The 24,847-nt window shown below is 50.0% G+C and carries 21 protein-coding genes and 5 pseudogenes; 13 read left to right on the top strand and 13 right to left on the bottom strand.

What is annotated here, in order from left to right; genetic code table 11:
- Positions 1–16: 16 nt before the first annotated feature.
- From dxs to JCM23214_RS12680, 4 genes and pseudogenes are all read left to right on the top strand, one after another.
- Positions 17–1,893: pseudogene (gene dxs, locus JCM23214_RS26740) on the top strand (1-deoxy-D-xylulose-5-phosphate synthase).
- A 5-nt stretch (positions 1,894–1,898) separates the two neighbouring features.
- Positions 1,899–2,447 carry a TlyA family RNA methyltransferase gene (locus JCM23214_RS20685; protein WP_199899584.1) on the top strand — a complete coding sequence of 183 codons (549 nt, stop codon included), beginning with the start codon at positions 1,899–1,901 and terminating at the stop codon, positions 2,445–2,447.
- Positions 2,428–2,637, top strand: coding sequence for an SAM-dependent methyltransferase (locus tag JCM23214_RS26735; RefSeq protein WP_369405906.1), 210 nt, complete (start codon positions 2,428–2,430; stop codon positions 2,635–2,637). Before JCM23214_RS20685 ends, JCM23214_RS26735 begins: the two co-directional genes overlap by 20 nt.
- A complete protein-coding gene (locus tag JCM23214_RS12680; RefSeq protein ID WP_025899264.1) occupies positions 2,627–3,889 on the top strand; it encodes a class I SAM-dependent RNA methyltransferase in 1,263 nt (420 codons plus the stop codon). The genes JCM23214_RS26735 and JCM23214_RS12680 overlap by 11 nt, the downstream gene beginning before the upstream one ends.
- A gap of 121 nt (positions 3,890–4,010) precedes the next feature.
- Here JCM23214_RS12680 and JCM23214_RS12675 read toward each other — a convergent pair whose 3' ends face one another.
- Entirely contained in the window at positions 4,011–5,141 is a 1,131-nt protein-coding gene (locus tag JCM23214_RS12675; RefSeq protein ID WP_025899263.1) for a YlbF family regulator, read from the bottom strand.
- 283 nt (positions 5,142–5,424) lie between these two features.
- Here JCM23214_RS12675 and JCM23214_RS12670 point away from each other — a divergent pair, with 283 nt between their 5' ends.
- Together JCM23214_RS12670 and JCM23214_RS12665 are read left to right on the top strand one after the other, a co-directional pair.
- Positions 5,425–5,808 (top strand): hypothetical protein, encoded by a 384-nt coding sequence (locus JCM23214_RS12670; RefSeq protein ID WP_025899262.1) that lies wholly within the window; start codon positions 5,425–5,427, stop codon positions 5,806–5,808.
- A gap of 66 nt (positions 5,809–5,874) precedes the next feature.
- Positions 5,875–6,102, top strand: a complete 228-nt coding sequence (locus JCM23214_RS12665) for a sulfurtransferase TusA family protein (protein ID WP_025899261.1) — start codon at positions 5,875–5,877, stop codon at positions 6,100–6,102.
- A 1-nt stretch (position 6,103) separates the two neighbouring features.
- Here the strand turns inward: JCM23214_RS12665 and JCM23214_RS12660 are convergent, their stop codons facing one another.
- The 4 genes from JCM23214_RS12660 to JCM23214_RS12645 are packed head-to-tail and all read right to left on the bottom strand — an operon-like array spanning position 6,104 to position 9,193.
- Positions 6,104–7,309, bottom strand: coding sequence for a mechanosensitive ion channel family protein (locus tag JCM23214_RS12660; protein ID WP_025899260.1), 1,206 nt, complete (start codon positions 7,307–7,309; stop codon positions 6,104–6,106).
- Positions 7,302–8,393, bottom strand: a complete 1,092-nt coding sequence (locus JCM23214_RS20680) for a threonine aldolase family protein (RefSeq protein WP_234397729.1) — start codon at positions 8,391–8,393, stop codon at positions 7,302–7,304. Before JCM23214_RS20680 ends, JCM23214_RS12660 begins: the two co-directional genes overlap by 8 nt.
- Positions 8,380–8,847, bottom strand: a complete 468-nt coding sequence (locus JCM23214_RS22580) for a M67 family metallopeptidase (protein WP_025899259.1) — start codon at positions 8,845–8,847, stop codon at positions 8,380–8,382. The genes JCM23214_RS20680 and JCM23214_RS22580 overlap by 14 nt, the downstream gene beginning before the upstream one ends.
- Entirely contained in the window at positions 8,837–9,193 is a 357-nt protein-coding gene (locus JCM23214_RS12645) for a hypothetical protein (protein WP_025899258.1), read from the bottom strand. Before JCM23214_RS12645 ends, JCM23214_RS22580 begins: the two co-directional genes overlap by 11 nt.
- A 40-nt stretch (positions 9,194–9,233) precedes the next feature.
- On the opposite strand from JCM23214_RS12645, the gene JCM23214_RS12640 reads away from it, so the two are divergent.
- Positions 9,234–10,205: an RluA family pseudouridine synthase gene (locus tag JCM23214_RS12640; RefSeq protein ID WP_025899257.1), complete on the top strand. Its 972-nt coding sequence runs from the start codon at positions 9,234–9,236 to the stop codon at positions 10,203–10,205.
- A gap of 119 nt (positions 10,206–10,324) precedes the next feature.
- A pseudogene (rpoH, locus tag JCM23214_RS20670) lies at positions 10,325–11,202 on the top strand (RNA polymerase sigma factor RpoH).
- A gap of 69 nt (positions 11,203–11,271) precedes the next feature.
- On the opposite strand, the gene nikR reads toward rpoH, so the two are convergent.
- A complete protein-coding gene (nikR, locus tag JCM23214_RS12630) occupies positions 11,272–11,673 on the bottom strand; it encodes a nickel-responsive transcriptional regulator NikR (protein ID WP_025899256.1) in 402 nt (133 codons plus the stop codon).
- A gap of 98 nt (positions 11,674–11,771) precedes the next feature.
- Here nikR and JCM23214_RS25520 point away from each other — a divergent pair.
- Positions 11,772–12,334 (top strand): annotated as a pseudogene (locus tag JCM23214_RS25520) (HupE/UreJ family protein).
- Between the two features lie 64 nt (positions 12,335–12,398).
- On the opposite strand, the gene JCM23214_RS12620 reads toward JCM23214_RS25520, so the two are convergent.
- The 7 genes and pseudogenes from JCM23214_RS12620 to JCM23214_RS20655 form a co-directional block, all read right to left on the bottom strand.
- Complete coding sequence (locus tag JCM23214_RS12620) at positions 12,399–12,758, bottom strand: putative quinol monooxygenase (protein ID WP_025899255.1); 360 nt, start codon at positions 12,756–12,758, stop codon at positions 12,399–12,401.
- Between the two features lie 60 nt (positions 12,759–12,818).
- Entirely contained in the window at positions 12,819–13,325 is a 507-nt protein-coding gene (locus JCM23214_RS12615; RefSeq protein ID WP_025899254.1) for a hypothetical protein, read from the bottom strand.
- Positions 13,326–15,380: a serine/threonine-protein kinase gene (locus JCM23214_RS12610; RefSeq protein ID WP_148301879.1), complete on the bottom strand. Its 2,055-nt coding sequence runs from the start codon at positions 15,378–15,380 to the stop codon at positions 13,326–13,328.
- 132 nt (positions 15,381–15,512) lie between these two features.
- The gene (locus JCM23214_RS12605) at positions 15,513–16,805 is read right to left on the bottom strand and encodes an adenylosuccinate synthase (RefSeq protein ID WP_025899252.1); all 1,293 of its coding nucleotides are present in this window, start codon (positions 16,803–16,805) and stop codon (positions 15,513–15,515) included.
- A 29-nt stretch (positions 16,806–16,834) separates the two neighbouring features.
- Positions 16,835–17,980, bottom strand: a complete 1,146-nt coding sequence (locus JCM23214_RS12600; RefSeq protein WP_025899251.1) for an ATP phosphoribosyltransferase regulatory subunit — start codon at positions 17,978–17,980, stop codon at positions 16,835–16,837.
- A gap of 120 nt (positions 17,981–18,100) precedes the next feature.
- Positions 18,101–19,677 (bottom strand): annotated as a pseudogene (gene serA, locus JCM23214_RS20660) (phosphoglycerate dehydrogenase).
- Positions 19,678–19,706: 29 nt separating this feature from the next.
- Positions 19,707–20,872 (bottom strand): annotated as a pseudogene (locus tag JCM23214_RS20655) (phosphoserine transaminase).
- Between the two features lie 337 nt (positions 20,873–21,209).
- Here JCM23214_RS20655 and JCM23214_RS12585 point away from each other — a divergent pair.
- The 4 genes from JCM23214_RS12585 to JCM23214_RS20650 all read left to right on the top strand — a co-directional run bounded on the left by JCM23214_RS12585 (position 21,210) and on the right by JCM23214_RS20650 (position 24,845).
- Positions 21,210–22,355, top strand: a complete 1,146-nt coding sequence (locus JCM23214_RS12585) for an aminotransferase class V-fold PLP-dependent enzyme (protein WP_025899250.1) — start codon at positions 21,210–21,212, stop codon at positions 22,353–22,355.
- Positions 22,352–23,524 carry an aminotransferase class V-fold PLP-dependent enzyme gene (locus JCM23214_RS12580; RefSeq protein WP_025899249.1) on the top strand — a complete coding sequence of 391 codons (1,173 nt, stop codon included), beginning with the start codon at positions 22,352–22,354 and terminating at the stop codon, positions 23,522–23,524. Before JCM23214_RS12585 ends, JCM23214_RS12580 begins: the two co-directional genes overlap by 4 nt.
- 125 nt (positions 23,525–23,649) lie before the next feature.
- The gene (locus tag JCM23214_RS12575; RefSeq protein ID WP_025899248.1) at positions 23,650–24,096 is read left to right on the top strand and encodes a hypothetical protein; all 447 of its coding nucleotides are present in this window, start codon (positions 23,650–23,652) and stop codon (positions 24,094–24,096) included.
- Positions 24,097–24,113: 17 nt separating this feature from the next.
- Positions 24,114–24,845 carry a putative metalloprotease CJM1_0395 family protein gene (locus JCM23214_RS20650; RefSeq protein ID WP_025899247.1) on the top strand — a complete coding sequence of 244 codons (732 nt, stop codon included), beginning with the start codon at positions 24,114–24,116 and terminating at the stop codon, positions 24,843–24,845.
- The last annotated feature ends 2 nt before the right edge of the window (positions 24,846–24,847 follow it).

Genomic DNA, 24,847 nt, shown 5'->3' with positions numbered 1-24,847 from the left:
TAAGGAACCCCGTGATATGCGGGACTTCACGCTGGACCAGCTCATACAGCTTGCAGATGAACTTCGGCAGGAAACCATCAGCGCTGTTTCAGTCACCGGTGGACATTTGGGAGCCGGCCTTGGCGTGGTCGAGCTGACCGTCGCCCTCCACCACGTCTTCAACACACCCGAAGATCGCCTGATCTGGGATGTCGGACATCAGTGTTACCCCCATAAAATTCTCACTGGCAGGCGCGATCGAATTCGCACCCTCCGTCAGGAAGGTGGACTTTCCGGCTTTACCAAACGCTCGGAGAGCCCATACGATCCATTTGGTGCGGCCCACTCTTCCACGTCCATATCCGCCGGGCTTGGCATGGCCGTTGGCCGCGACATTCTCGGTCGGGAAAACAATGTGGTTTCCGTGATCGGTGATGGCTCCATGAGCGCGGGCATGGCCTATGAGGCCATGAATAACGCAGGTGCTATGGACAGCCGTCAGATCGTCATCCTCAATGACAACGACATGTCAATTGCGCCGCCAGTAGGAGCAATGAGCGCTTATCTGTCCAGGCTTCTCTCCGGGCGCTCCTATCGCAGCCTTCGCGAAGTCATGAAGCAGATTGCAGCCCGTCTTCCCGATCCGCTTGAGCGAACTGCAAAACGCGCTGAAGAATTTGCCCGCGGCATGATGACGGGCGGCACCTTATTTGAAGAACTTGGCTTCTATTATGTTGGTCCCATCGACGGTCATAACCTCGAACATCTGATACCGGTCCTTAAAAACGCCCGCGATGCCAGAAACGGACCAATCCTTATCCATTGTGTCACACAAAAAGGCAAAGGATATCCACCCGCGGAAGCCGCTGCAGATAAATACCACGGCGTTGCCAAATTTGACGTCATTACCGGCGCTCAGGCCAAAGCGACCCCCAATGCGCCGTCTTACACAAAAGTATTTGCGCAAAGCTTATTAAGGAGGCCACCAGCGATGAGAAGATCGTAGCTGTTACCGCGGCCATGCCAGATGGCACCGGTCTGGATCAGTTTGCCAAATCCTTTCCTGCGCGCTGTTTCGATGTTGGTATTGCCGAACAGCATGCGGTTACATTTGCCGCAGGTATGGCAACCGAGGGACTTAAACCATTTGTTGCCATCTATTCTACATTTCTGCAGCGCGCCTATGATCAGGTTGTTCATGACGTCGCTCTTCAGAACCTGCCGGTCCGTTTTGCCATTGATCGCGCCGGACTGGTTGGCGCTGATGGCGCAACACATGCAGGCTCTTTTGATACAACCTATCTTGCAACATTGCCCAATATGGTTGTCATGGCTGCAGCGGATGAAGCTGAACTGGTTCATATGGTGGCAACTGCGGCGGCTTATGATGCAGGTCCGATTTCCTTCCGCTATCCGCGCGGTGAAGGAGTTGGTGTCGATTTGCCCGAACAAGCTGAAATCCTTGAAATCGGCAAAGGGCGCATTCTGCGCGAAGGCTCCACCATTGCAATTCTCTCGTTTGGTACCCGCCTTGAAGAGGCGAAGCTTGCAGCAGAAACGCTCGACGAGATGGGATATTCTACAACAGTTGCTGACGCCCGTTTTTGTAAGCCACTGGACGAAAATCTTGTCACCGATCTTGCACAGAACCATGATCTGCTGATCACAATAGAGGAAGGATCAATCGGCGGCTTTGGCAGCCATGTCATGCAATTCCTTGCCCATGCAGGACTGCTTGATGGCAACCTGAAAGTTCGTCCGCTTTGCATGGCCGATCAGTATATTGATCAAGCCAATATCAAAAAGATGTATGACATTGCCGGGTTGAACGCAGAACAGATTGTCGAATGCGCCCGCTCCGCACTGAACATCCCTCAAAAAACTGACAAATCGACCGCGGCCTCATCGCGCTAGATGACATGAAACCTGTCAGGCTCGATCAGGCGATAGTTGAACGCAAATTGGCCAACAGCCGATCACGGGCTCAGGCCCTGATCGCGGAAGGCCGCATAACGCTTGACGGTCAGCCCGCTCAGAAAGCCAGCCAAAAAGTTCACCAAAGCAGTGTCATCGAACTGATCGGTGATGGGCCCGATTGGGTTGGTAGAGGAGCATTAAAGCTCCTCGCCGCGCTGGAACATTTTAACATCGATCCCGCTCAAAAGATTGCCGCAGATATTGGTGCGTCAACCGGCGGCTTTAGCGAGGTATTGCTGCAGCATGATATCAAACGGATTTATGCCGTTGACGTTGGGCGCGACCAACTGCACCCTCGTGTAAAAGCAGATCCACGTGTTCTGGACCTTTCCGGCTTGAATGCGAAAGACATTTCTCCGCAATTAATACCCGACCCACTCGATCTGATCGTCTGCGACGTCAGCTTTATTTCGCTGAAAAAAGCGCTGCCTGGAGTTCTTAAGCTATGTAACCGGAGTGCTATACTACTGACTGATCAAACCACAGTTTGAAGCGGGACCCCAAAATGTAGGCAAAGGTGGTATCGTTAAAAGCAATGACGTCAAGAAACAGGTTATCGGTGATATTGTTCACTGGATTGAGACGCTGCCCGGTTGGAAAAGTCTGGGTACAATTGAAAGCCCGATAAAAGGCGCCGATGGAAATCAGGAATTCCTGTTGGGAGCAAGATATGACGCTTAAACTGAAAATTGAGGAATTAGGCGCTGGCGGCGACGGAATTGCGCATACGGATGGGCAGGATTACTATGTTCCTTTTTCAGCCCCCGGTGACCAGCTATTGGCAACCCCCTTAAAAAAGCAGGGCTCCGGATATCTCGCGGAAATCTCTGAGTTACAGGAGCCTTCAAATGTCCGTAGCGCTCCGGTTTGTCGTCACTATGGAACCTGCGGCGGATGTAACCTCCAACATTTATCCGATAATTTTCTTGCAAGCTGGAAAGGCGAAGCGATTTCCCGCGCCCTTGAAAAGGTGGGAATTTCAAACAGTGTGATAACCCCTACCCTTACCAGCCCTGAAAAATCGCGACGACGGGTAGAGTTCATGGCGTCCAGACGCAAGAAAGGGGTCATGATCGGCTATCACGTGCGGAAAAGCCATCAAGTATTCGATGTGGGTGAGTGTCACGTCATCACACCAGCGCTGAAAAAACTCATCCAACCAATGCGCCTGCTCCTTGGCAACATCCTCCCCAGAAACAGTAAAGCAAGACTGACGCTGACAGAGTGCCTGAGTGGTATTGATCTGAAAATTGCCTGTGCGCTGTCTCCTGACCTTGAAATGCGGGAACTCCTTGCCAATTTCGCAAATGATCACGCTCTCTCCCGTATCACATGGCACGATACGGATACCAAGCTCGAAGAAGTCATCTGCGCATTGAAACCAAGTCAGATCGCGCTTGGCCCCTACAATGTACCTATTAACGCCGGCGGGTTTCTTCAGGCAACCGAACATGCACAAAACTGTCTTATTGATCTGACCTTGCGAAATCTTACCGATCATTCCACAGTTCTAGACCTGTTTGCGGGCTGCGGCAGTTTTTCAATTCCGGCGGCACAAAAGGCAAAATCAGTTGTCGCTGTTGAAGGAGATCCGGATCTGGTCGGATCACTCACTCGCGGTGCCAATCAACATATGTTGCCAATAACAGCCATTGAGCGGGATTTGTTTCGCGACCCATATCGGGCAGAGGAGCTGGACGATTTCGACTGCGTTATCATCGATCCGCCCCGGGCTGGGGCAAAAGCACAGGTGGGCGAACTTGCAGTTTCAAACATCAGCAAAATCATCTTCATTTCCTGCAATCCTGCAAGCTTCGCCAGAGATGCGAGAACCCTTATCGATGCAGGTTATGAAATGGGAGAAATTACACCTGTCGACCAATTCCGCTGGTCCAGCCATGTTGAATTGTTCACGACATTTTCAAAAGGCTAGTTTTCAAAGCGCTCTTTTCAGAGAAAGGGGGCAATCGGGTCGGCCTGGCATCCACCGATAACCGGGCCGCTCACATAATCTGTTCCGACGATAAACGCTCGCCGCGCCAAATCATCATTTTTTAGATTGCGCCAGCATCCGCGCAACCCATGTGACTTGGCTCTTTTGAACAGGTCTTCGATCCAGACCAGATCACTTTCACTCCGCCTCTGACCGAAAGGCCATATACGGGTAGATCTGAAATAATGGCAAAATCATTCCAGTTCTCGCCCACTTCGAAAGTGAACCCAAGCACCATCGGATTGAGGGCCGACAGAATTTGCCGCACACGGCTATTGAGCAGCCCGTTTTCAACACCCAGAATATTTATAATCATATGTTTGCGGGCAAAGGACGGTAGTTTTCTAAGGATATCCGCATAGTGCATTCGCCGATAAGCATGCGCCAGCGTTTCATATTCAACGGACACCATCACCAAAGGCTTGTTTTTAAGGCTACCCAGTTTTTTCAAGGCAACATCTGTATCCCGCAGGATTTTGAAATCAAGCTCAGCACGTAACTCAACCGTCCCGGTTATCAGCGGATCATCAAGTGGGATAACTTCCCATTTCCCGTTCTTCAGCCGACATGGCATCGCCTCAATTACCGACATCATTTTTTTGCCGTGATTGACCATGGGGCGATAACAAACGGTAAGCTCGCCTTCTGCTTCCTCAAATTTCTGTTTTTCTTCTTCAAGGGTCTCACTGTTATAACCTTGCAAATACTCAACAAGGTCTTCCATATTCTGGAACTCATCGATGAGCTCCATCAGGTTCACATCCAGTGTCATCGCTTTGATGGAAATTTTTTCCACTTCCGGGACTTCACCGAACAGAAGATGAAGCAATTCATCAGCAAGCCTGTTTGCTTTCTCCTCCCCTTGCTCACGGGTCGTATTGACAAAGATCAGGGCATAATTTCCAGTATCCAGACGCAGAAACAGATCCTTCTTTCCCATTTTCTTTGAAAAGAATGCTTCCACCGCGAAATCGATTCTTTTTTCAAGCGCATGCCAGCGACTACCAAACTTCTGACGTATTTCATCAAGCCCCAGAATCTGCAGGCTACTCGTCATCAGAGTTTTAAGGGCTTCATCCTTGTTTCGCCCGAATACCGCCAGAAAATGCGCAAGTTCACCAATCTCGTGATGTTGAATGACATCGCGAGCGGATTGGTCGCTGGCAGTATTTTTCGTCGTCGGATTATTCATACACGCAATAGAAATCGAATAAATTCAAAAAACCTAATTAAATTGGGCACATAACCCCATCTAAAAGTCACATAAACCAATGTAAAAATGGTTAATTCCGACCCAGAGTTCTGCTCTACCCCCAAAATTGCCAAATTTTTATATAAAATTTACCTCATATATAAACCAGCTGTTAATACCGCTGTGGCATAGTTTGATCCTGCCCAGAAGGCATTCACAGGACGGCGGCATCGCCAGTCATTTATCTGGATAAATCTGATAACTATCTGTTTGGATAAAGAAAATGGGACTGATCGTTAATTTTGAAACTTCTCATTTAAACCGCAACAGCAACAGTGCGTCCGACCTGATTCTAACCCAGCCACTGGACAGCTCCCATATAGGCAGATTGGGTCAATGCTTTGAAAAATACCATTCAGCAAATCATTGGCATGGCTATGCGATTTTGGATCATATACCGGAGTGTCTAACCGGAATTGTGATGTCTGCAAGAATCGAAACCAGTTTGGGGGCAGCCCTGTTTTGCGCCTCCGGCGATGAACTGCTCTTCCTGTTTCGCGATCTGCAGGAAAACTTTCGCCTCCTTAATCAAGATGGCTTTACCCTCATCATGCAGGACCATATCGAAAGCTTGATCGCAGAATTGCACAAAATGGGTAGTGCCTGACTTACACACTTGCCGTTAGAATAATCCTTCGTATATTGGGCCCTCAAACAAGAGAGTTCCAACCATATGTCCGATCATCGTCTTGATACCAGTGGGCTCAGTTGCCCGCTGCCAGTACTGAAAACCAAAAAGCTTGCAGCGTCCTTAAGCCCAGGCGACAAACTGACTGTAATTGCCACCGATCCCGCATCATCGATCGACTTCGACCACTACTGCCACGTTGCCGGGCACAAACTCCTCAGCAGCAGTGAAAAGGATGGCACTTTTACATATATTATTGAAATAGGCGGCTAATCTAAACGCTTTCGCCTTCACTTCCGATCGCATCGGCATTTGCTGAAGCCCCATCATGTTTGGCTTTAGGCGGGATATAGGCTTCTGGCTGGTCCGCACCTGCACCGGTATAGATGGTCATGGACGGGAAGGCAAAACCGGTGCCAGCCCCTTCAACAATTGATTTGATGGCGTAGGCAAAATCCTGCTTGATTTCCAGCCATTCACCCCAGTTTGTCGTCTTGGTGAAACAGTAAATCATAATATCGATACTGCTATCATTAAAACTGTCTGTTACAACAAACAGAGTGGCTTCTTCGGGTTGGGCGAAGTCCTCATTTCCAATCAGATAATCCCTGATCTTTGTCGTGATTTCCTGCAGCTGGGCAACACTGGTCGAATATTCAACACCAATTTTCCAGTAAATCCGCCGATAGGTCATTTCAGAAAAATTGGTGACCGCTTTATCTGCGAAAACCGCATTTGGCACGATGGTCGGTGCCTTGTCGAAGCGGCGGATCATGGTGGATCGGAATCCAATTTTCTCAACTGTACCCTCGACAACTCCGCTGACCAGAACCCAATCACCAACACGAAAACGCTTTTCAGCAAGAATGAGAAACCCGCTGATCAAATTCTTGAATAGATCCTGCGCGCCCAAAGCAACTGCCACACCGACAAGGCCAAAACCGGCAATAATCGGACCGACTTCGATGCCCCACAGCTCCAGAACAGTGGCAACCCCAAGCCCAATGATCACCCCTTTCAAAATCTTGACAATAAAAGAGACCATTTCAACAGAGAAAATCTCTTCAAGTTTGCCAAGCAGGAAAGACAGAGGGTTTACCAGACAGAACAGCACCCAGAAAATATTAAAAACCACAAGTGATCGCACGAAATTATTGGCAAAAACTTCAAAGCGCTCTACTTCGGCAAAGCCGCTGATTTCCAATGCGGCATAGATACCGATCAATACCGGCACAAAACGGATAGGTCCGCGTATAGCGCCAATTAACTGATCATCAATGGCATTGCGGGTCCTCGCGGTGAAAGCAACCAGACGGTTAATCACAAAGCGGGTAAATACGCCTCGCAGCGTCAGGGACACCAGCAATGCCCCAAGCGCAATCAGGATGTTGTCGATCCCTAGTCCCAGAACATCCTGCCGCCAAACTCCTTCAACGATTGAAAAGAATTTATCGATGCTTAGCTGTAGATTACTATCCATTGATCTGCTTGCCCTGTCGATGCACGTGTTTTGTCTGGCCCATTGACCTAATTGGTCGACGCCACGATATCAAGCAGTTTATCCACCTCTGCTTCCGTAGTATTCCAGGACGTGACCAGTCGGCTTTGCCCTGTGGCTGATCCATCACATAAAACAGAAAACCTGCGTCGTTCAAAGCCGCAATCGTATCTGCAGAAAAGCGGCAAAACAGCATGTTCGCTTGAACTGGAAATAAGGGCTCGCATCCTTTGATGCGCGATAAGCCTGTAGACAGGCGCGTTGCCATGCGGTTGGCGTGCTCCGCCAGTTTCAGCCACAAACCTCCCTGTACATATCGATCAAGCTGAGCGGATAAATATCGCGACTTGGAAAACAGATGCGCACCGCGTTTGCGCCGAAACTCAAACTCCTGTGCTTTTTCCTGATTAAAGAATACGACAGCTTCAACGGCCATAGCCCCGTTTTTCGTTGCCCCAAACGACAATACATCCACTCCGGCCCGGCCCGTAACATCTGCAGGATGACAGCCCAGCGCCGCTATGGCATTTGCAAATCTCGCACCGTCCATATGAACCGAAAGATCAAAGGACTTTGCAACTTTCACCAGACTCTGCACTTCCTCAGGCGTATAAACTGTCCCACTTTCCGTGACCTGCGTGAGACTAAGCGCCGCTGGTTGCACATGATGCACCGTCCCTCGGCCGGATTTCTCCAGCGCGGCTTGCAACCTGTCTGCTTGCAATTTCCCATCTTCTCCGTCAAGCAGGACCAGCTTCGCACCGCCAGTAAAAAACTCAGGTGCCCCGCACTCATTCCCTTCAATATGGGATAGTTTGTGGCAATAGACAGAACCCCAAGGCGGTGTCATGACGCTCAGCGCCAGCACATTCGCAGCCGTGCCTGTTGCAACAGGAAAGACCCTCAAATCCTGATCAAACAGCTCTTTAAGGTTTTCCTCCATCCGCTCTGTCGTCGGATCATTGCCATATCCCATCGCGGGGCCTGCATTTTCTTCAAGCAAAGCTTCCATCAATTCAGGGCAGACTGGTGCTGCGTTATCGCTTGCAAAGTTAATTTTCGTCATCTAAATCTTTTCCGTCTGTTTCGCGCTGAACAAGTGCCAGCTCCCTAAAATCTCCTGCCCCTGTTGGCAAAAAGACCCTCGTCTCAACTATTTCCTGCTGATCAACCGATGAAATCAACCACAGCAGATCCTGCTCAATCACCATTTTACGGTCAGTTTCCGAAGGCATCGCCTGTCCATCCGGATGCGAATGGTAGACACCAAGCACCCGCTGCGAACTATTGCGAAGTTTCTTCTCCAGCAATATGCGCAGCGCAGGATCTACTTCGAAAAACCTGCCTTTATCGGACGCTACATTGTCACAAACCGCAACCTCGGTGACCCTGTAAGATCCGTCTGTGCGCGCCTCCCCGACCAGCAAGGCACAGGCTTCTTCGGGATAACAGGTGCGTGCGTGATCCTGAAGCTGCTTAAGGTCAAAGCTATCAATCTGAACCGGTTGCTTAGTTATCAAAGACGAATTGTCCCATTACTTTACCTGCCCCAGCGTCCAAAACAATTACGCCGCGGGGCTCTTCATCCTCTGTCCCATAGGTAACATACAGAAAACGGCCCGCTTCCGCGATGTCCAGAACCGGCATATCACCGGGTATTTTTACATCAACCGTGCCAAATTCGCTCGCTGGTGCAGGCGATATCACCGCCGGGATCTCCGCTTGATCCGCAGATTTATCACTGGCCGCTGTCGCCCGTTTATACAAGATAACGCCTATTGCCGATGCAACACCGATGATTAAAATACCAAGTATCGCGACAACCCATTTCAAAAAAGTGGTGTTTGGAACGTCTTCTTCTGTCATAAGAACATTTATCCATTAAAAATTTACCGGTTTGAATCATATGCCATCACCTGAAGGTACACATCAAGTTGAAGTTTCAGAAAACCATGTCGGCGAACGGCTGGACAGGTTTCTGGCCGAAAAACTGGGTGGACTATCCAGAAACCGTGTAAAGCCGTTAGTCAAAGATGGCTTGGCGCTTTTGGATGGCGTTGTCGTGAATGATCCTTCCCGGCGCGTCAAACTGGGAGAGATCTACCAGATTACCGTTCCCGAGGCTGTGGATCCCGATCCCAAACCACAGAATATCCCGCTCGATATTGTATTCGAAGACGAACATCTGATTGTGGTGAACAAACCCGCTCGCATGGTTGTCCATCCGGCTGCCGGAAACTGGTCAGGAACATTGGTCAATGCACTTTTGTTTCATTGCGGCGATAGCCTTTCAGGTATTGGTGGGGTCAAACGACCAGGTATTGTCCATCGCATTGATAAGGAAACGAGTGGCCTGATGGTGGTTGCGAAAACGGACGCCGCTCATCAGGGGCTGGCAAGTCTGTTCGAAACCCATGATATTGAACGCACTTACCGTGCAATCGTCTGGGGGCGGCTCTATCCAACATCTGGCCGAATTGAAGGCAATATCGGACGTGATCCTCACAATCGAAAACGCATGACTGTGCTCACCAGCGGCGGTAAACACGCCGTAACTCATTACAAGGTCGAAGAAAATTTTGACGATATTGCCGCACTGGTTACCTGTAATCTTGAAACTGGTCGCACCCATCAAATCCGCGTCCATATGGGACATATCGGGCATCCCTTGGTTGGGGATCCGGTATATACACGCCCCAAGCTAAGCCGAATAAAATCGCTTCCCACCGCGCGGCAAAACGTTATTCGCAAGTTCCCAAGGCAAGCTTTGCATGCCCAAACATTGGGATTTGTGCATCCCGTCACATCCAAACCCTTGAAATTTGAGGCAGAGTTCCCATCTGACATCAATAAATTGCTTGCGGCATTCAGAGGATAGAAATCGTCACAAAAATGGCGAATTTTTAGTCTTTAATGCGTAAGTACAGGGGCTGACAGAAAATCTGACTTCTGTAAGTGGATTGGTTCAGTTCGCTGAGAAACGGAGAGGGTTAAATTATGAGTAACGTTACTTTACCAACACTTTCACCTGAAGGTGGATTATCCCGTTATCTTCAGGAAATCCGCAAATTCCCCATGCTGGAAGCGGATGAAGAATACATGCTGGCCAAAGCCTGGAAAGAGCGCGGTGATTCAGAAGCGGCTCACAAAATGGTCACCAGCATTTGCGCCTTGTGGCAAAAATCGCCATGGGTTATCGCGGATATGGTCTCCCCGTGGGCGAACTCATTGCCGAGGGCAATGTGGGTATGATGCAGGCTGTGAAACGTTTTGAGCCCGAAAAAGGGTTCCGCCTTTCCACATACGCCATGTGGTGGATCAGAGCCGCAATTCAGGAATATATCCTGCGGACATGGTCTCTTGTGAAAATGGGAACCACGGCAGCACAGAAAAAACTGTTTTTTAATCTGAGAAAGATTAAAGGCCAGATCGAAGCCATCGAAGAAGGCGATCTCAAACCTGAACATGTGGAAACCATTTCAACGAAACTCGGTGTTTCCGAAGAAGAAGTGGTGAACATGAACCGTCGCCTCACCGCCCCGGATCACAGTCTCAACGCCCCCATGCGCGCGGACACTGAAGGGGAATGGATGGACTGGCTTGAGGATGAAACACCGGATCAGGAAACCGTTTACGCAGAAAATGAAGAGCTGACCCGCCGCAAAGAGATGCTTCTGTCGGCCATGGACTGCCTGAACGAGCGGGAACGCCATATCCTTACCGAACGGCGTCTTCGTGATGATCCTCTAACCCTGGAAGATCTTAGCCAGGAATATAACATCAGCCGCGAACGTGTCCGCCAGATTGAGGTTCGGGCGTTCGAAAAACTTCAAAAAGCGATGAAAAGTCGCGCGTTTGAAGACCGCATAAACTAATCCCCCGCAAGAGCCGCCTCACCATTTTGGCGGCTCTTTTTTGTTATCGCGAAATTAAACCGGTTAATATTATTTAACTGGAATTATATGCAACCTTCCATATTCCACGCCGGTTTGCGACATGATTTCATCGGCAACAGACTGAACCTGCCGACCACTTCCCTTTAAAATAGTCGCCTCCATGCAATGCTCCGCATCAATATGTAAATGAAGTGTCGCGGCCGGAATATCTGGGTGGCTGTGGTGCTTCTCAACCAGTTTGGAGGAAAGCGCCCTTTCCTGATGGTTATAAACATAGGATAGGCAGCCAACACATTGCTGATCATCAGCATTATCATCTCTCGCATGTGACAGCATATGACGCAAGGCATCACGGATGCCTTCAGACCTGTTGGCATAGTTTCTCCGGGACAGATATTGATCAAATTCGGCCAGCAGGTCATCCTCCACCGTGATTGTTATTCTCTCCAACTGTCCCTCCGATGTTGCAATTGCGAAATAAGAAAGTATGATAAAAATCAAAATTTATCATACCAAGTAATCTTCATCCATTATACGGGGAGCCTCAAATGAAAAACACGATTTATCTGGCCACAGCCCTCACTCTTTTGACTGCAGGTCCAGCCTTTGCTCATCCAGGGCACACAGTTACAGGTGATTTTACCGCCGGCTTCATTCATCCTCTTGTTGGCCTTGATCATATTCTGGCCATGCTGGCTGTTGGCTTGCTGGCAGCTCAGAACACCGGAAAATCCTTGGTTCTACTGCCTGCGCTGTTTGTCGCGGTGATGGCTGTTGGTGGCATCCTTGGCCTGTCAGCTTGAATGTTCCCTATGTAGAACAGGGAATTCTGGCTTCAGTTGTCCTGCTTGGCGCAGTCGTTGCCTTTGGTAAACGCCTACCTTTGTTTGCTAGCGCCACCATGGTTGCTCTGTTTGCCGTTTTCCACGGCGCTGCACACGGCATTGAAATGCCTGCAGATACAACTGCTGCAGCTTATGGCATCGGCATGATGCTCGCGAGTGCGGCCCTTCATGCAGGTGGTGTCGCAGTCGGCCGTTTTGCCCCATATGCGCTGCGGTACGCAGGTGCGGCTGTCGCTTTCGCAGGCATTGGTCTGGCTGCAGTCTAACTTTGAAAAAAGGAATGGCAGGCGATTAATATTGCCTGCCATTCAAATGCTTTTGCCTGTTAAATTAACGCGAAAAACCAGCTGCAGAAGCAAGGTAGACAGCACCCAATGGCTTCATCGCTTTTTGCACACGCTCATCCGGTGCCCCATACAATCTGCACCGCTTAGGTTTCAAAACAGACATAAACTGTTTCGCAAATTTGCTTCCAAAATTTCCCATATGCACCATCGTGGCATCACTATCTTGATAGCGCTCGAAAATATGGCACTCTGTCTCATCCGCGCTTAACGACCATTCATAATTAAGCGCACCGGGCTCATCAGCTTCAGTCGCCGCTGACATCTCCTGCATGAGTGATTTAAGCTCGTCTAACTTGCCCGGAACAATATCGGCCTCAATGATCCAATACACGTGATCTGACATTTTTATACCCCCTCGCTTTTAAAAAAAGGCAATATATCAGCTCCGATGTAATGAAACAGTTTATTTATCAGGAGTTCCCTTTGCCGCAGGCGCGTCGGGATTCGCAGGAAGAATTTTCGCATCGGCAACAATCTGCCCGCCCCATTCCTCAATCATGCGACTGCGGCGTTTCTCCAAGCGTTTAATATATTGCCGTGCCTGCATTTCATATCCGCCTTGCACCACAAGAGGTACGCCCCATAACAGAAAAGCAGCCATTCCCGCACCACCATACATCATCAGCCACATATATACGTCTGAGAGTAGCCGGAAAGCCTGTTCAATCGTGTGGCCTCTGTCATATAAAATTCCAAGAACTGGTACTATACCGGCCAGATTGAACGCCGCCATTGCAGCAACAGTCCCGCGCACTCTGTTGGGATTTGCAAAACGTGCGACGAATGTGGGAACCATACCGACTCCCAGAATAATCACCGTTGGCGGTACAAACACTGCACCCAACCCCACACAAATCAGAAGCTTGGCAACACTGCTGGATCTTTTTTTAATTTGCGCCTGATCAACCATTTAAAAACCTACGAAATGCAAATAGGAAAAGCCAAAACTGCTGAGCAGTGCCGCGATGGAAATGACGGAGGCAATCCACTGCCCGTATTTTTTAGCGGCATAAGCCCGCGCTTTGCCCCCATTTTCCAAGGATTGTATACCTGTATTGATATCAATAAATTCCTTGATCGCCTGCTCATATTCAGAGGAGTCCCGGCGCAAATTATTTTCAAGATCTATTTCTTTTAGAATCCTATCAATATTTCCGCTTTCCATCGCATTTTCGAGTTTCTTGAGCACAAATTCCCGCCGAATACTGGAATGGATTTTTTTGATAACAGGCTTAAGAACAACTTGAACCCACATACATAACCCGGGCTTTGGCGACGGACTTTTTGCATTTTGCAATCGTCCCATCATTTCGATAAGCATAATCGTATAGGCAACACTATCGGGCGCCAGAGACGACAGTTTTTGAAAATTCTTCGTCAGGGTTTTAGTTCGGGTCGCGATAAAAGCTGCAGTATGGCGATCTAACGGATTAATCTTGCCATCCAGTTTAAAAGCCCGCTCCTCCAGAATATCCATCAGCTTTTCGACATCTTTGGCATAGGCCCCTTGCAAGGTCGAACTCATGCAGGAAATGGACGGGTTCAGTTCATACAGGCATCGCTCCAACCCAAAACCCAGTAGATCCCGCTTTTCCATAAATTCATAGCAATCTGTAATCCTGCCAAGCGTCACCCAACTATTGTCTTTTCGCCGCCCGGCCTCACTTCGATCCAGATCCACATAAATTGCATCCAATAAAACGCCACTTTCCAGCATCTCGGCAATTGCAGTTTTAACCGGTCCGTCACTTCTGAACGCGTGAGCAATCAAGCCGCCAAGGCCCCCGCGCGAAAAAGTGACTTCCCTATACCAGAACGCTCCCGTGTTATCTAAAATGGCACTCACACGAGAAACACATTGCAATTCACGTCGCCGTGCACCACCGCTTATTCGCATTCGGCCGCTGATAGTATCGGCAATACGGGCGCTTGCATCTTTATCATTGAGCGAGTTTCGAACCCAGCTTTCTACCTTCCCACCTTCCAGCAGAATATATGCCTGAGCCGGCTTTTTCGTCATGGCAAGTGATAGCAAACGCGGAGATAAATATTCCTCACCCTCGAAAATAATCGGGCCGGGTGCCTGCCGGTCGCCAAATCCCGGGCGTGGCCGTTCATAGACACCATCCCGCCAACGGATGAGAACTTCCGTATTCCACCGTCTGCTCGGATCATCATTGAGCAATCCAGCCAGCAGAAATCCAACCCGCGAAGATGCCGGTATTTTCGGTACAAGCACCGCATAGGATCCATGCGCAAGTTTCAAGGCATAAAGTTCAGTCGCGGTCCGCCCCTCACCGGGCAGAACCCCACCCAGCATATGCACAATCATCACACCAAGCGCGTATATATCGCTCATGACCGTACCCGGGCCCCGACCATCTGCAAGTGCATTTGCACTTTCCAAGGGCTCATACACTGCTGGCTGCAGGGAACCGGGCGGACAGCTCACACATTCACCAAGCGCAATCCCGGCTTTTTCGTTATCCATATAGAAAACATTATCAGCGCGAATATTTCGATGCGTCAGCTCTCTTGATGCAAAATTGATGATGACATCGACAAGCTTGGGAACGATAACGTTGAGGACCTGCTGCTCTGACAGACCACCCTGCCCTTCCTCAAAGACACGTCCTCCCACAGGCATATCATGAACAAATACATAGCGGTAATCCGTGTTCCCAAAATGGACAACACCGTGGGAATGAAGGGACGTCAGGCTCGGGGTATTTCGCGAAGTTAATGGCTCAACGATGTCGTCCCGAAAAGGAACGCCATCACCGACCACCAGCGCATAAAGTATATTATTAGAGTCGCGCAGATCCTCGACCTTGTAGGCCTTGTTTTCACCGCTATCATATTGGGGTAGTGGTTGCTGAAGAAGAACTTTGTACCTCCCCCGCAATGTACCCTGCTCATCCGCACCGCTCATTTCCGACCATCCAGCCGCAGTTATCTGCGACATTCTACTGCACAAACTAACAAACTGCCTACAAAATGCAGAATTACAGTTAATATGGCGTTAAACGAGTAGCCGCAGCGCCACAAAAAAAGCGGCAGATGCCTGCCGCTTTTTTATGAATACCTGAATGTCCGATCAATCCAGAAAAGGATCCTTGACCAGAATGGTGTCTTCCCTCTCGGGGCTTGTGGAAACCAGTGCGATCGGGGCTTCAATCAATTCTTCAACACGGCGAATATATTTGACGGCTGTCGCTGGCAGATCATCCCAGCTACGGGCACCAAATGTGCTGTCTGACCAGCCTTCCAATGTTTCATACACAGGCTCCACTTCGGCCTGATCCGCCATATTTGACGGATAATAATCCAAAACCTTGTCACCCAATTTATAGCCGACACAAACTTTCAGCTCATCCATGCCATCCAGAACATCCAGCTTGGTCAGCGCGATGCCGGTAATGCCACCCGTTTTAACAGCTTGGCGAACCATGACAGCGTCAAACCAGCCGCAGCGGCGTTTACGTCCGGTGACAACACCAAACTCTTTACCCCGCTCTCCAAGACCTTGCCCTATATCGTCAAAAAGCTCAGTAGGAAAAGGTCCTTCGCCCACACGAGTTGTGTAGGCTTTGGTAATTCCAAGAACATAACTCACCGCTCCCGGGCCTACACCACTTCCAACGGCGGCTTGCCCCGCAACGGTATTGGATGAGGTTACAAACGGATAAGTACCGTGATCATTGTCAAGCATTGCGCCTTGTGCGCCTTCAAACAGAACAAGCTTTCTGTCCCGCTTCGCTTCATCCAGTCGGCGCCAGACAATATCGCTGAATTCCAGAATCTTTGGGGCAATCTCCTGCAGTTTTGCCAGCAGATCAGCACCATCAACTTCTTCTGCGCCAAGCCCGCGGCGCAGTGCGTTATGATGGGCCAGCAAAGTATCAATTTTTTTCGCCAGCAATTCTGGATCAGCCAGATCACTGACACGAATAGCCCGCCGGGCGACTTTGTCTTCATAAGCCGGGCCAATACCGCGGCGTGTCGTTCCGATCTTCACAGCTGCTGTCGCATCTTCACGCAGCGCATCCAGTTCACCATGCAGCGGCAAAATCAGTGTCGCGTTTTCAGCAATTTTCAGATTTTCCGCCGTGATGGTAACATCCTGACCACGCAGGGTTTCAATCTCCTTGAGCAACGCCCAAGGGTCAATAACCACACCATTGCCAATAATCGACGTTTTACCACCTCGAACAATACCAGATGGTAACAGGCTAAGTTTGTAGACTTTTCCATCAATTACCAAAGTATGTCCCGCATTGTGCCCGCCCTGAAAGCGAACAACCACGTCGGCCCGCTCAGACAGCCAGTCTACCAGCTTTCCTTTGCCCTCATCTCCCCACTGGGAGCCGACCACAGCAACATTAGCCATATCAAAAAGTCCTTAATTCACATCAATAATCAGTTGAGTTCGATAATCTCGCCGTCTTTGAGGATATGCGTGCATTCCATACGATGGGCATCCTCTGTGACGTTCAGGCTCTTGCCATCCTGCAAGCCTGCAATTGTAATCCATCCCTGCTGGCGAAGGGCAAAACCTTCTTCGCGGGAAGTCCCGGCTGGAAGATAGAGACGCTTCTCCTTCGCTGGTGCAGGCACCGCCCGCAGCAAGCTGTCGAGAAATAGCGTGAAACCGGTTGCCGTTTCGCCATCCATTAACTGATAGCGACCACCACGTCCCAATTCACCGCGTACGTTTCTTGCAAAAAATGTAAAGCTGATACCGGTTTGATATTCAAATCCCCGATACTCACCCGGATCAATAGTCAGCACCAGATCCGGCGCGGAAAGCTGCAATGTCTCGACAAGTTTTCTAAGCTCCTGCAGTTGGGCATTTGCCTTTGTTGGCAAATCCAGCTTTGCCAATTGCGCCAACGCATTCGACGCAGGACCTGCAGCTTTTAACAACCGCTTGAGGATCGGCGATAATTCCTCACCAAACTCGTCCAGCACGGCAGCATCCTTGTGATCAAGCGCTTCACGAGCGGCCTTGGATGTGTCCTCATCAATGCCCAGTTCCTCGCAAAGTGTCGGCATTAGGGTCGGAAGGGTTAAATCCACCGAATAATGCTGAATGCCCAGCGAACTCAGCGCTTCAGCCGCCAGCAGAATCAGTTCCGCATCCGCGGCTATCCCCTCATGACCGATCAGTTCAACACCGGCCTGAGTAAACTGTCTTTCTGGTCGCAACTGGGAGCCATATACGCGAAGGACCTGCCCGCAATATGACAATCGGAGCGGCCTTTCTTCCTGTTTTAACCGTGTGGTTGCGATACGGGCCACCTGCGGTGTCATATCGGTGCGAATACCCATCATCCTGTGCGATGCTGGATCCATCACCCTGAACATTTTCGAAGACAGGGCCTCACCGGCACCTTCAAGAAGATGTTCTTCAAATTCAATGAGAGGAGGTTGCACGGATTGGTAGCCATTGGCATTGAACACTTTCATAAGTGCTTCACTTGCTCTGGCTTCGGCAGCGGCTTCGGGTGGCAACATGTCCGCCAGACCAGCGGGCAGCAACCCTTTTTCAGTATAGTTGTTCATCACATGCGCCTATAAAGCATATTTCGCGCAATAGTCCAACAAGAACAGCAAAAAAGCGGTACTTTTTCCGCACCGCTTTCTCACCTGTTTAATGAATTCACTGTAAACTCAGGACTGTGCCTAGAATTTGAGCGTTTTCACCTGTTGAACATGGGGCAAGGATTGCACCTCAGCAACCGTCTCAGGGCTCAGCTCCGAATCTACCTCGATCAAGGCAATCGCTTCACCCTGCGCCTCGTTCCGACCCAGATGGAATGTCGCGATGTTGATATCATTTTTCCCAAGCAGAGTTCCCAGCGCACCAATAAAGCCAGGTTTATCCTTGTTAGTGACATAGAGCATATGCGGCCCCATTTCGGCCTCCATGCTGATGCCCTTGATATTGACTATCCGTGGGCTCTTGTCCCCATACAATGTTCCGGCAATATCGCGGCTGCGTTTTTCTGTTGTAACCGTAACGCGGACCAGTGTCTGATAATCATCAATCTTGTCATTGATGCTCTCGGTGACGTCGATACCGCGTTCTTTAGCGACAATTGGCGCATTCACCATATTCACACTATCAAGCAATGGCCCCAGAATGCCCTGCAGGATAATCGCTGTCAGAGGTTTGATATTCAAACCTGCCGCCTGACCCTCATATTCCACATGAACTTTCTTAATGCCAGTTTCCGTGACTTGCCCGACAAAACCACCCAGTTGCTTGGCCAGCTCCATATATGGCTTCAGCTTTGGTGCCTCCTCCGCTGTCACCGATGGCATGTTCAAGGCATTTGTGACAGATCCGACCAGCAGATAATCCGCCATCTGCTCAGCAACCTGAATAGCAACATTCACCTGTGCTTCGTTGGTTGAAGCGCCCAGATGCGGGGTGCAAACAACATTTTCCATTCCAAAGAGAATATTCTCTGTCGCAGGCTCCTCGGCGAACACATCAAGTGCTGCCCCAGCAATTTTGCCGCTTTCCAGTCCTGCTTTCAGATCGGCTTCCACAACCAGTCCGCCTCGGGCGCAGTTGATCAGGCGAACGCCGTCTTTCATCTTGGCAATATTTTCAGCATTGATGATATTGCGTGTGCTGTCAGTGATCGGTGTGTGCAGTGAAATATAATCAGCGCGAGCCAGCAAATCTTCCAGCTCGACCTTTTCAACACCCAGTTCCACCGCACGCTCTGGCGATAAAAACGGATCAAATGCGATCACTTTCATTTTCAGGCCGCAAGCCCGGTCCGCAACGATTGAACCAATGTTGCCGCACCCAATGATACCCAGAACCTTGCCATAAAGCTCCACACCCATGAATTTGGATTTTTCCCATTTTCCTTCCTGTGTGGACTGGTTCGCCGCAGGTATGTGGCGAGAGAGGGAAAACATCATTGCAATTGCATGTTCTGCAGTCGTAATCGCATTTCCAAAAGGTGTGTTCATAACGCACACACCTGCAGCGGTGGCAGCCGCAATATCCACATTATCCACGCCGATACCGGCGCGGCCAATGACCTTAAGATTTGTAGCCGCCTTGATAATTTCTTCTGTCGCCTTGGTCGAAGAGCGAACGGCAAGCCCATCATAGTCTGCGATACAGGCTTTCAACTCCTCAGGTGTCATGCCTGTGATTTCATCAACCTCTACACCGCGCTGGCGAAAAATTTCAGCCGCTTTGGGCTCATCTTGTCAGAGATAAGTACTTTAACCATTTGTCAGATCCTCATTCGTGAAGGATGAATTATTTGAAAGTTTTCTTTAGCTCGGCGTAACCCCAGTCAAGCCAGGGCATTAAAGCAGCCAGATCATCAGCTTCTACCGTCGCACCGGCCCAGATCCGAAGACCTGCAGGTGCATCCCGGTAAGCACCAATATCCAGCGCCGCCCCTTCTTTCGCCAAGAGCGAAACCAGAGCTTTCGCAGCTTTTGCCTGATCGCCTTCATCAAGGTCAGTAAACCACTGATCCGTGATTTTCAGACAAATCGACGTCGTGCTTCTGCTTTCTGGGGTTTTAGCTAGAAAATCGAGCCAGTCAGAGGCTTCAACGAAATCAGAAATAATCTTTGCATTGGCATCGGCCCGGGCGATCATACCCTCAAGGCCGCCTATGCTCTTGGCCCATTTCAGCGCATCAAGAACATCTTCAACCGCCAGCATGGATGGCGTATTGATGGTCTCCCCTTTGAAGATACCCTCGATCAGTTTTCCACCTTTCGTCATGCGGAAAACTTTAGGCAATGGCCAGTCGGGAGTGTAATTTTCAAGACGCTCGACCGCCCTTGGGCTCAAAACGAGCATGCCATGCGCAGCTTCACTGCCTAGCACTTTTTGCCAGGACCATGTCACAACATCGAGCTTTTCCCAAGGCAGGTCCATGGCGAACACAGCAGATGTCGCATCGCAGATGGCAAGCCCTTCACGGTCATCTGCAATCCAGTTTCCATCCGGAACACGAACCCCTGATGTGGTGCCATTCCACGTGAAAACCACGTCCCGCTTCCAGTCAACAGCACCCAGATCAGGCAGCTCACCATATTCGGCTGTAACCACCTCGCATCCGCCAGTTTCAGCTGCTTGACCACATCTGTTGCCCAGCCAGAGCCAAAACTTTCCCATGCCAGAATGGTCGATGGACGTGCTCCCAGAAGTGACCAAAGAGCCATTTCCACGGCACCTGTATCCGACCCCGGCACAATACCGATTTTATAGTCAGCAGGAATTTTGAGAATTTCGCGATGTTCTTCGATTACCGATAACAGGCGTGCTTTTCCCTCAGCAGCTCTGTGCGAGCGACCAAGAAATGCATTTTCAAGAACTTGTGGGGACCATCCGGGGCGCTTTGCGCAAGGGCCGGATGAAAACAAAGGAGAGTTAGGGCGTCTCTCCGGACGCATTAAGTCTGTCATTTTAATACTAAACCTTCCAGTCTAGAGCATCCCGGTGGGGGGATGTGGCCCACAGCGGATACTATGGATGCAACTTACGATGTCAAATGCTTTTTGTGCAGTGCAGTAAAAAATATTCTGAAGCTATCCGGCTCTTCTCGCGGCAAAGCGTGATCGGATCTTGCGCGCAACTCTCCCTTAAACTTCCCCATCAGAGCCAAATCAAACCGACTACCGGACAAATTCCTCATCCACTTAAGCCGTTGAACAAACTTGTAAATTGTCTCAATGACAAATTAACGCTGGCCTATTTGGGATGGGCATATAAAAATGGACATCAAACAATCAGAGGTCCCCGATGCTGGCAAACAAAAGACATCTTTTCGACATCCCAGAGGATGTTGCCTATTTCAACTGCGCCTATATGTCCCCCCTTTCAAAACAGACAACTGCTGCAGGCATTGAAGGGCTTTGTCGCAAATCCACCCCCTGGCAAATGACCTCAGAGGATTTTTTCACCGAGTCGGCCTATCTGAAAAAACTGTTCGCCAAATTGGTCAATACGAAAAGCGACAATATCGCGATTATTCCTTCTGCCTCCTACGGGCTCGCCATTGCGGCTCGCAATATCACCCTATCCCGGGGGCAGAAAATACTTGTGCTCGAAGACCAGTTTCCAAGCAATATTTACTGCTGGCAAAAGCTCGCGGCTGACAGCGGCGCAGTGATCGAGGTTGTAGATACACCTGCGGATCGCGACTGGACACGAGCGGTCTTGGACAGGATTGACGATACTGTTGGCCTTGCAGCACTTGCCAACAATCACTGGGCGGACGGTGGCTTCATCGATCTGGTTCAGATTGGCAGCGCCCTAAGAGCGGTAGGCGCAAAACTTGTGCTCGATGTAACCCAGTCACTGGGGGCGCTCCCCCTCGATATACAGGCTGTTCAGCCGGATTTTCTGATTGTCGCAGCCTATAAATGGCTGCTCTCCCCCTACTCCATCGGCATGATGTATGTTGCACCTCACCAGCAGGATGGGGAACCAATCGAATATAACTGGCTGAACCGGGCTGGTTCTGAAAATTTTGCAGGTCTGGTGAATTATCAGGCTGATTATCAACCCGGGGCAACCCGCTTTGATATGGGACAACGGGCAAATTTCGCACTCCTTCCCGCTGCTATCAGTGCGCTTGAGCAGATTTTGGACTGGGATCCGGCAAATATTTATGAAACGCTGGGCCAGATCAACAAGAGGATAGCAGAACAGGCATCGGCAATTGGCTTGACGTCACCACCAGAAGAGTTCCGCGCCAAACACTTTTTGGGTCTGGAAAGTCCGGGTGGGTTTCCAGCAGATTTGCTGGACAGTCTGGCTGCACAAAAAATATTTGTTTCCATTCGGGGAAATTCCCTTCGGATCACACCGCATTTATATAACACACAACAAGATTGCGACCGTTTGCTAAACGCGTTGGAAAATTTACTGGGGGCCAATAAATGAGTTTTAACCTTGAGACAATCCGAAGAGATACGCCCGGAACACAAAGCGTCATCCATCTGAATAATGCAGGTTCTGCTCTCATGCCAAGTGCAGTTCATAGCGCTGTGCTTGAACATCTCGATCTTGAATTGAAAATTGGCGGATATGAAGCACATGCCCGCGCCATGCCCGCGTTTGAACGAACCTATGATGCAATCGCGGAACTGATCAATTCTGATCGGAGCGAAATCGCGCTTGTTGAAAACGCCACTGCGGGATGGATGATGGCCTTTCATGGCCTGAACCTGAAAAAGGGCGATGTAATCCTCACCGCCGAAGCAGAGTATGCCAGCAACGTCATCACCTATTTGCAGGCGGCAAAGAACAAAGGCGTCAAAATCGAGGTTGTCCCCTCAGATGCAAGCGGCCAGTTGGATGTAAACGCACTGGAGCAGTGCATTTCTGACAAGGTAAAGCTTATATCCATCAGTCACATCCCGACCAATGGGGGCCTCATCAATCCCTCAGCCGAAATTGGGAAAGTCGCCAGAAAACACGGAATTCCTTATCTTTTGGATGCCTGTCAATCTGTTGGGCAAATCCCAGTAGACGTAGAGGAAATCGGATGCGACATGCTGTCTGCTACCGGTCGCAAATATCTTCGCGGCCCTCGTGGCACTGGTTTTTTATATGTTCGCAAAAGCTTTATGGACCAATTGGAGCCGCCCTTTCTCGACCTGCACAGTGCCACATGGACAGGCAAGGACAGCTATGAGATGAGAGCCGACGCCCGCCGCTTCGAAAATTGGGAATTTAACATCGCAAACGTCATTGGACTGGGCGCTGCCGTCGACTATTTATTGAATATCGGCATTGAAACAGCGTCAAATCGTCTTCGCAAACTGGCAGCTAGCGCCCGCGAAAGACTGTCCGCTCTTCCAGATGTCACAGTTCACGACATCGGATTGGAAAAGGGTGGCATGGTCACTTTCAGCCACGCGACATATGACGCGCTCGCGATCAAGAAACATCTGGCCAATTCATCTATCAATGTTTCAACTTCCAGCATTGTCTCCACCCGCTATGACATGGAACGCAGAAATCTGGGAACAATTGTTCGTGCCTCTTTTCACTATTACAATAGCGAAGAAGAGTTGGATAAGTTCATCTCTGAAGTCGCGGCACTATAAGTGTGGTTTTGTTGATTCTGTCCGTTAACCTTATTTCTTAAGAGTTAGTTAACAGTTTCATATTAGTAATTAAAGATAAGTGCCAGAAGGCCCTTTAAAGGTATAGAAATCCGAAAGGATAAGTAATGTTATCTGCATCAATTGGTGCACCCAGCGCCAATCTCCCCGTTCGCGGGGCAGAAGCCAAACCAGAAATTCCGGAGCAGCATTTTGACTCGCCCGCCGCTGAGGAAGCGAAGGGTCAGGCAGGCTCAAACGCTCCCGTTGTTCCATCTACCAATAGTGCCCAAATCTCCGTCGAAGCTGTCACAGCCCTTCAGCAGGTTCAGGAAGACTTGGCCGTTTCTGAACAACGTTTTGTAACGACATCACAAGATACTGAAAATGCCGTCGCAGAGCTTGGCGCTCAAAATGATGAGCAGAACGGCGTAGCCGCTGCAACAGCCGAGGTTCAGGAACTTGAAGAAGAAGCCGCACAGTCTCGCAGCAACAGCGCTGATGAGGTTCCCGTCGGTGAAGACACCGACTCTGCCGGTCGATCTGCAAGAAACCCCTTGAACCTGCAGATTTAACGATCTAGCGGTCTTTGATGATCCAGTCCGCCAGTCTCCCCCAACTTACTCTGGCACATAGTGGCTTCGCGTCCTCGCAAGCTACAACCGCAACTGCTGCGCCTGCGTCCAACGTCTCGGTCACAGAAATAGCGGATCCCGCTCCCGCGCCTGCACAAGGTGAAAAAGCAACTTCCGAAAATTATACCCCAGGCGGACAGTTATCAGCAGCCAACATAACTGCCCTGCAAGGCGAAGAAGTTGATGAAACTGGCGATAAGCAGCAAAAGGATCAGGTTTCTCGTGCGGAGGAAAAACAACTGGAAGCCAAAGAAGAAGCGGAGCAGGAGCAAATCGACACACTCAAAGCGCGCGACCGTGAGGTTCGAGCGCATGAACAGGCCCATGCCGCTGTCGGTGGTCCTTATGCCAGCGCGCCTACCTATGAGTATCAAACGGGACCTGATGGCGAACGATATGCTGTTGGCGGTGAGGTCAAGATTGACACCGCGCCCGTCCCTGATGACCCCGCAGCCACTGTCGCAAAAATGGAAGTGGTCATTCGGGCCGCTCTCGCACCTGCTGAACCCTCTGCTCAGGATAAAGCAGTTGCCGCAGCAGCAGCCAAACAGCGAAATGAAGCTCAGGCTGATCTAATCGCGGAACGTCAGGCGGAACGCGCAGGCGAAACCGAAGACACAGATCAGGAAGCCGCCAACGGGAACACACCTCCGGCCAGCGCGGAGCCGATAATCAATCTGATTGCCTGAAA

It is taken from the genome of Sneathiella glossodoripedis JCM 23214, from assembly GCF_000616095.1.
In the GTDB taxonomy this organism is placed as follows: Bacteria; Pseudomonadota; Alphaproteobacteria; order Sneathiellales; family Sneathiellaceae; genus Sneathiella; species Sneathiella glossodoripedis.
The sequence above is the reverse complement of the archived record's forward strand: the minus strand, read 5'-3'. Positions and strand labels throughout refer to the sequence as shown.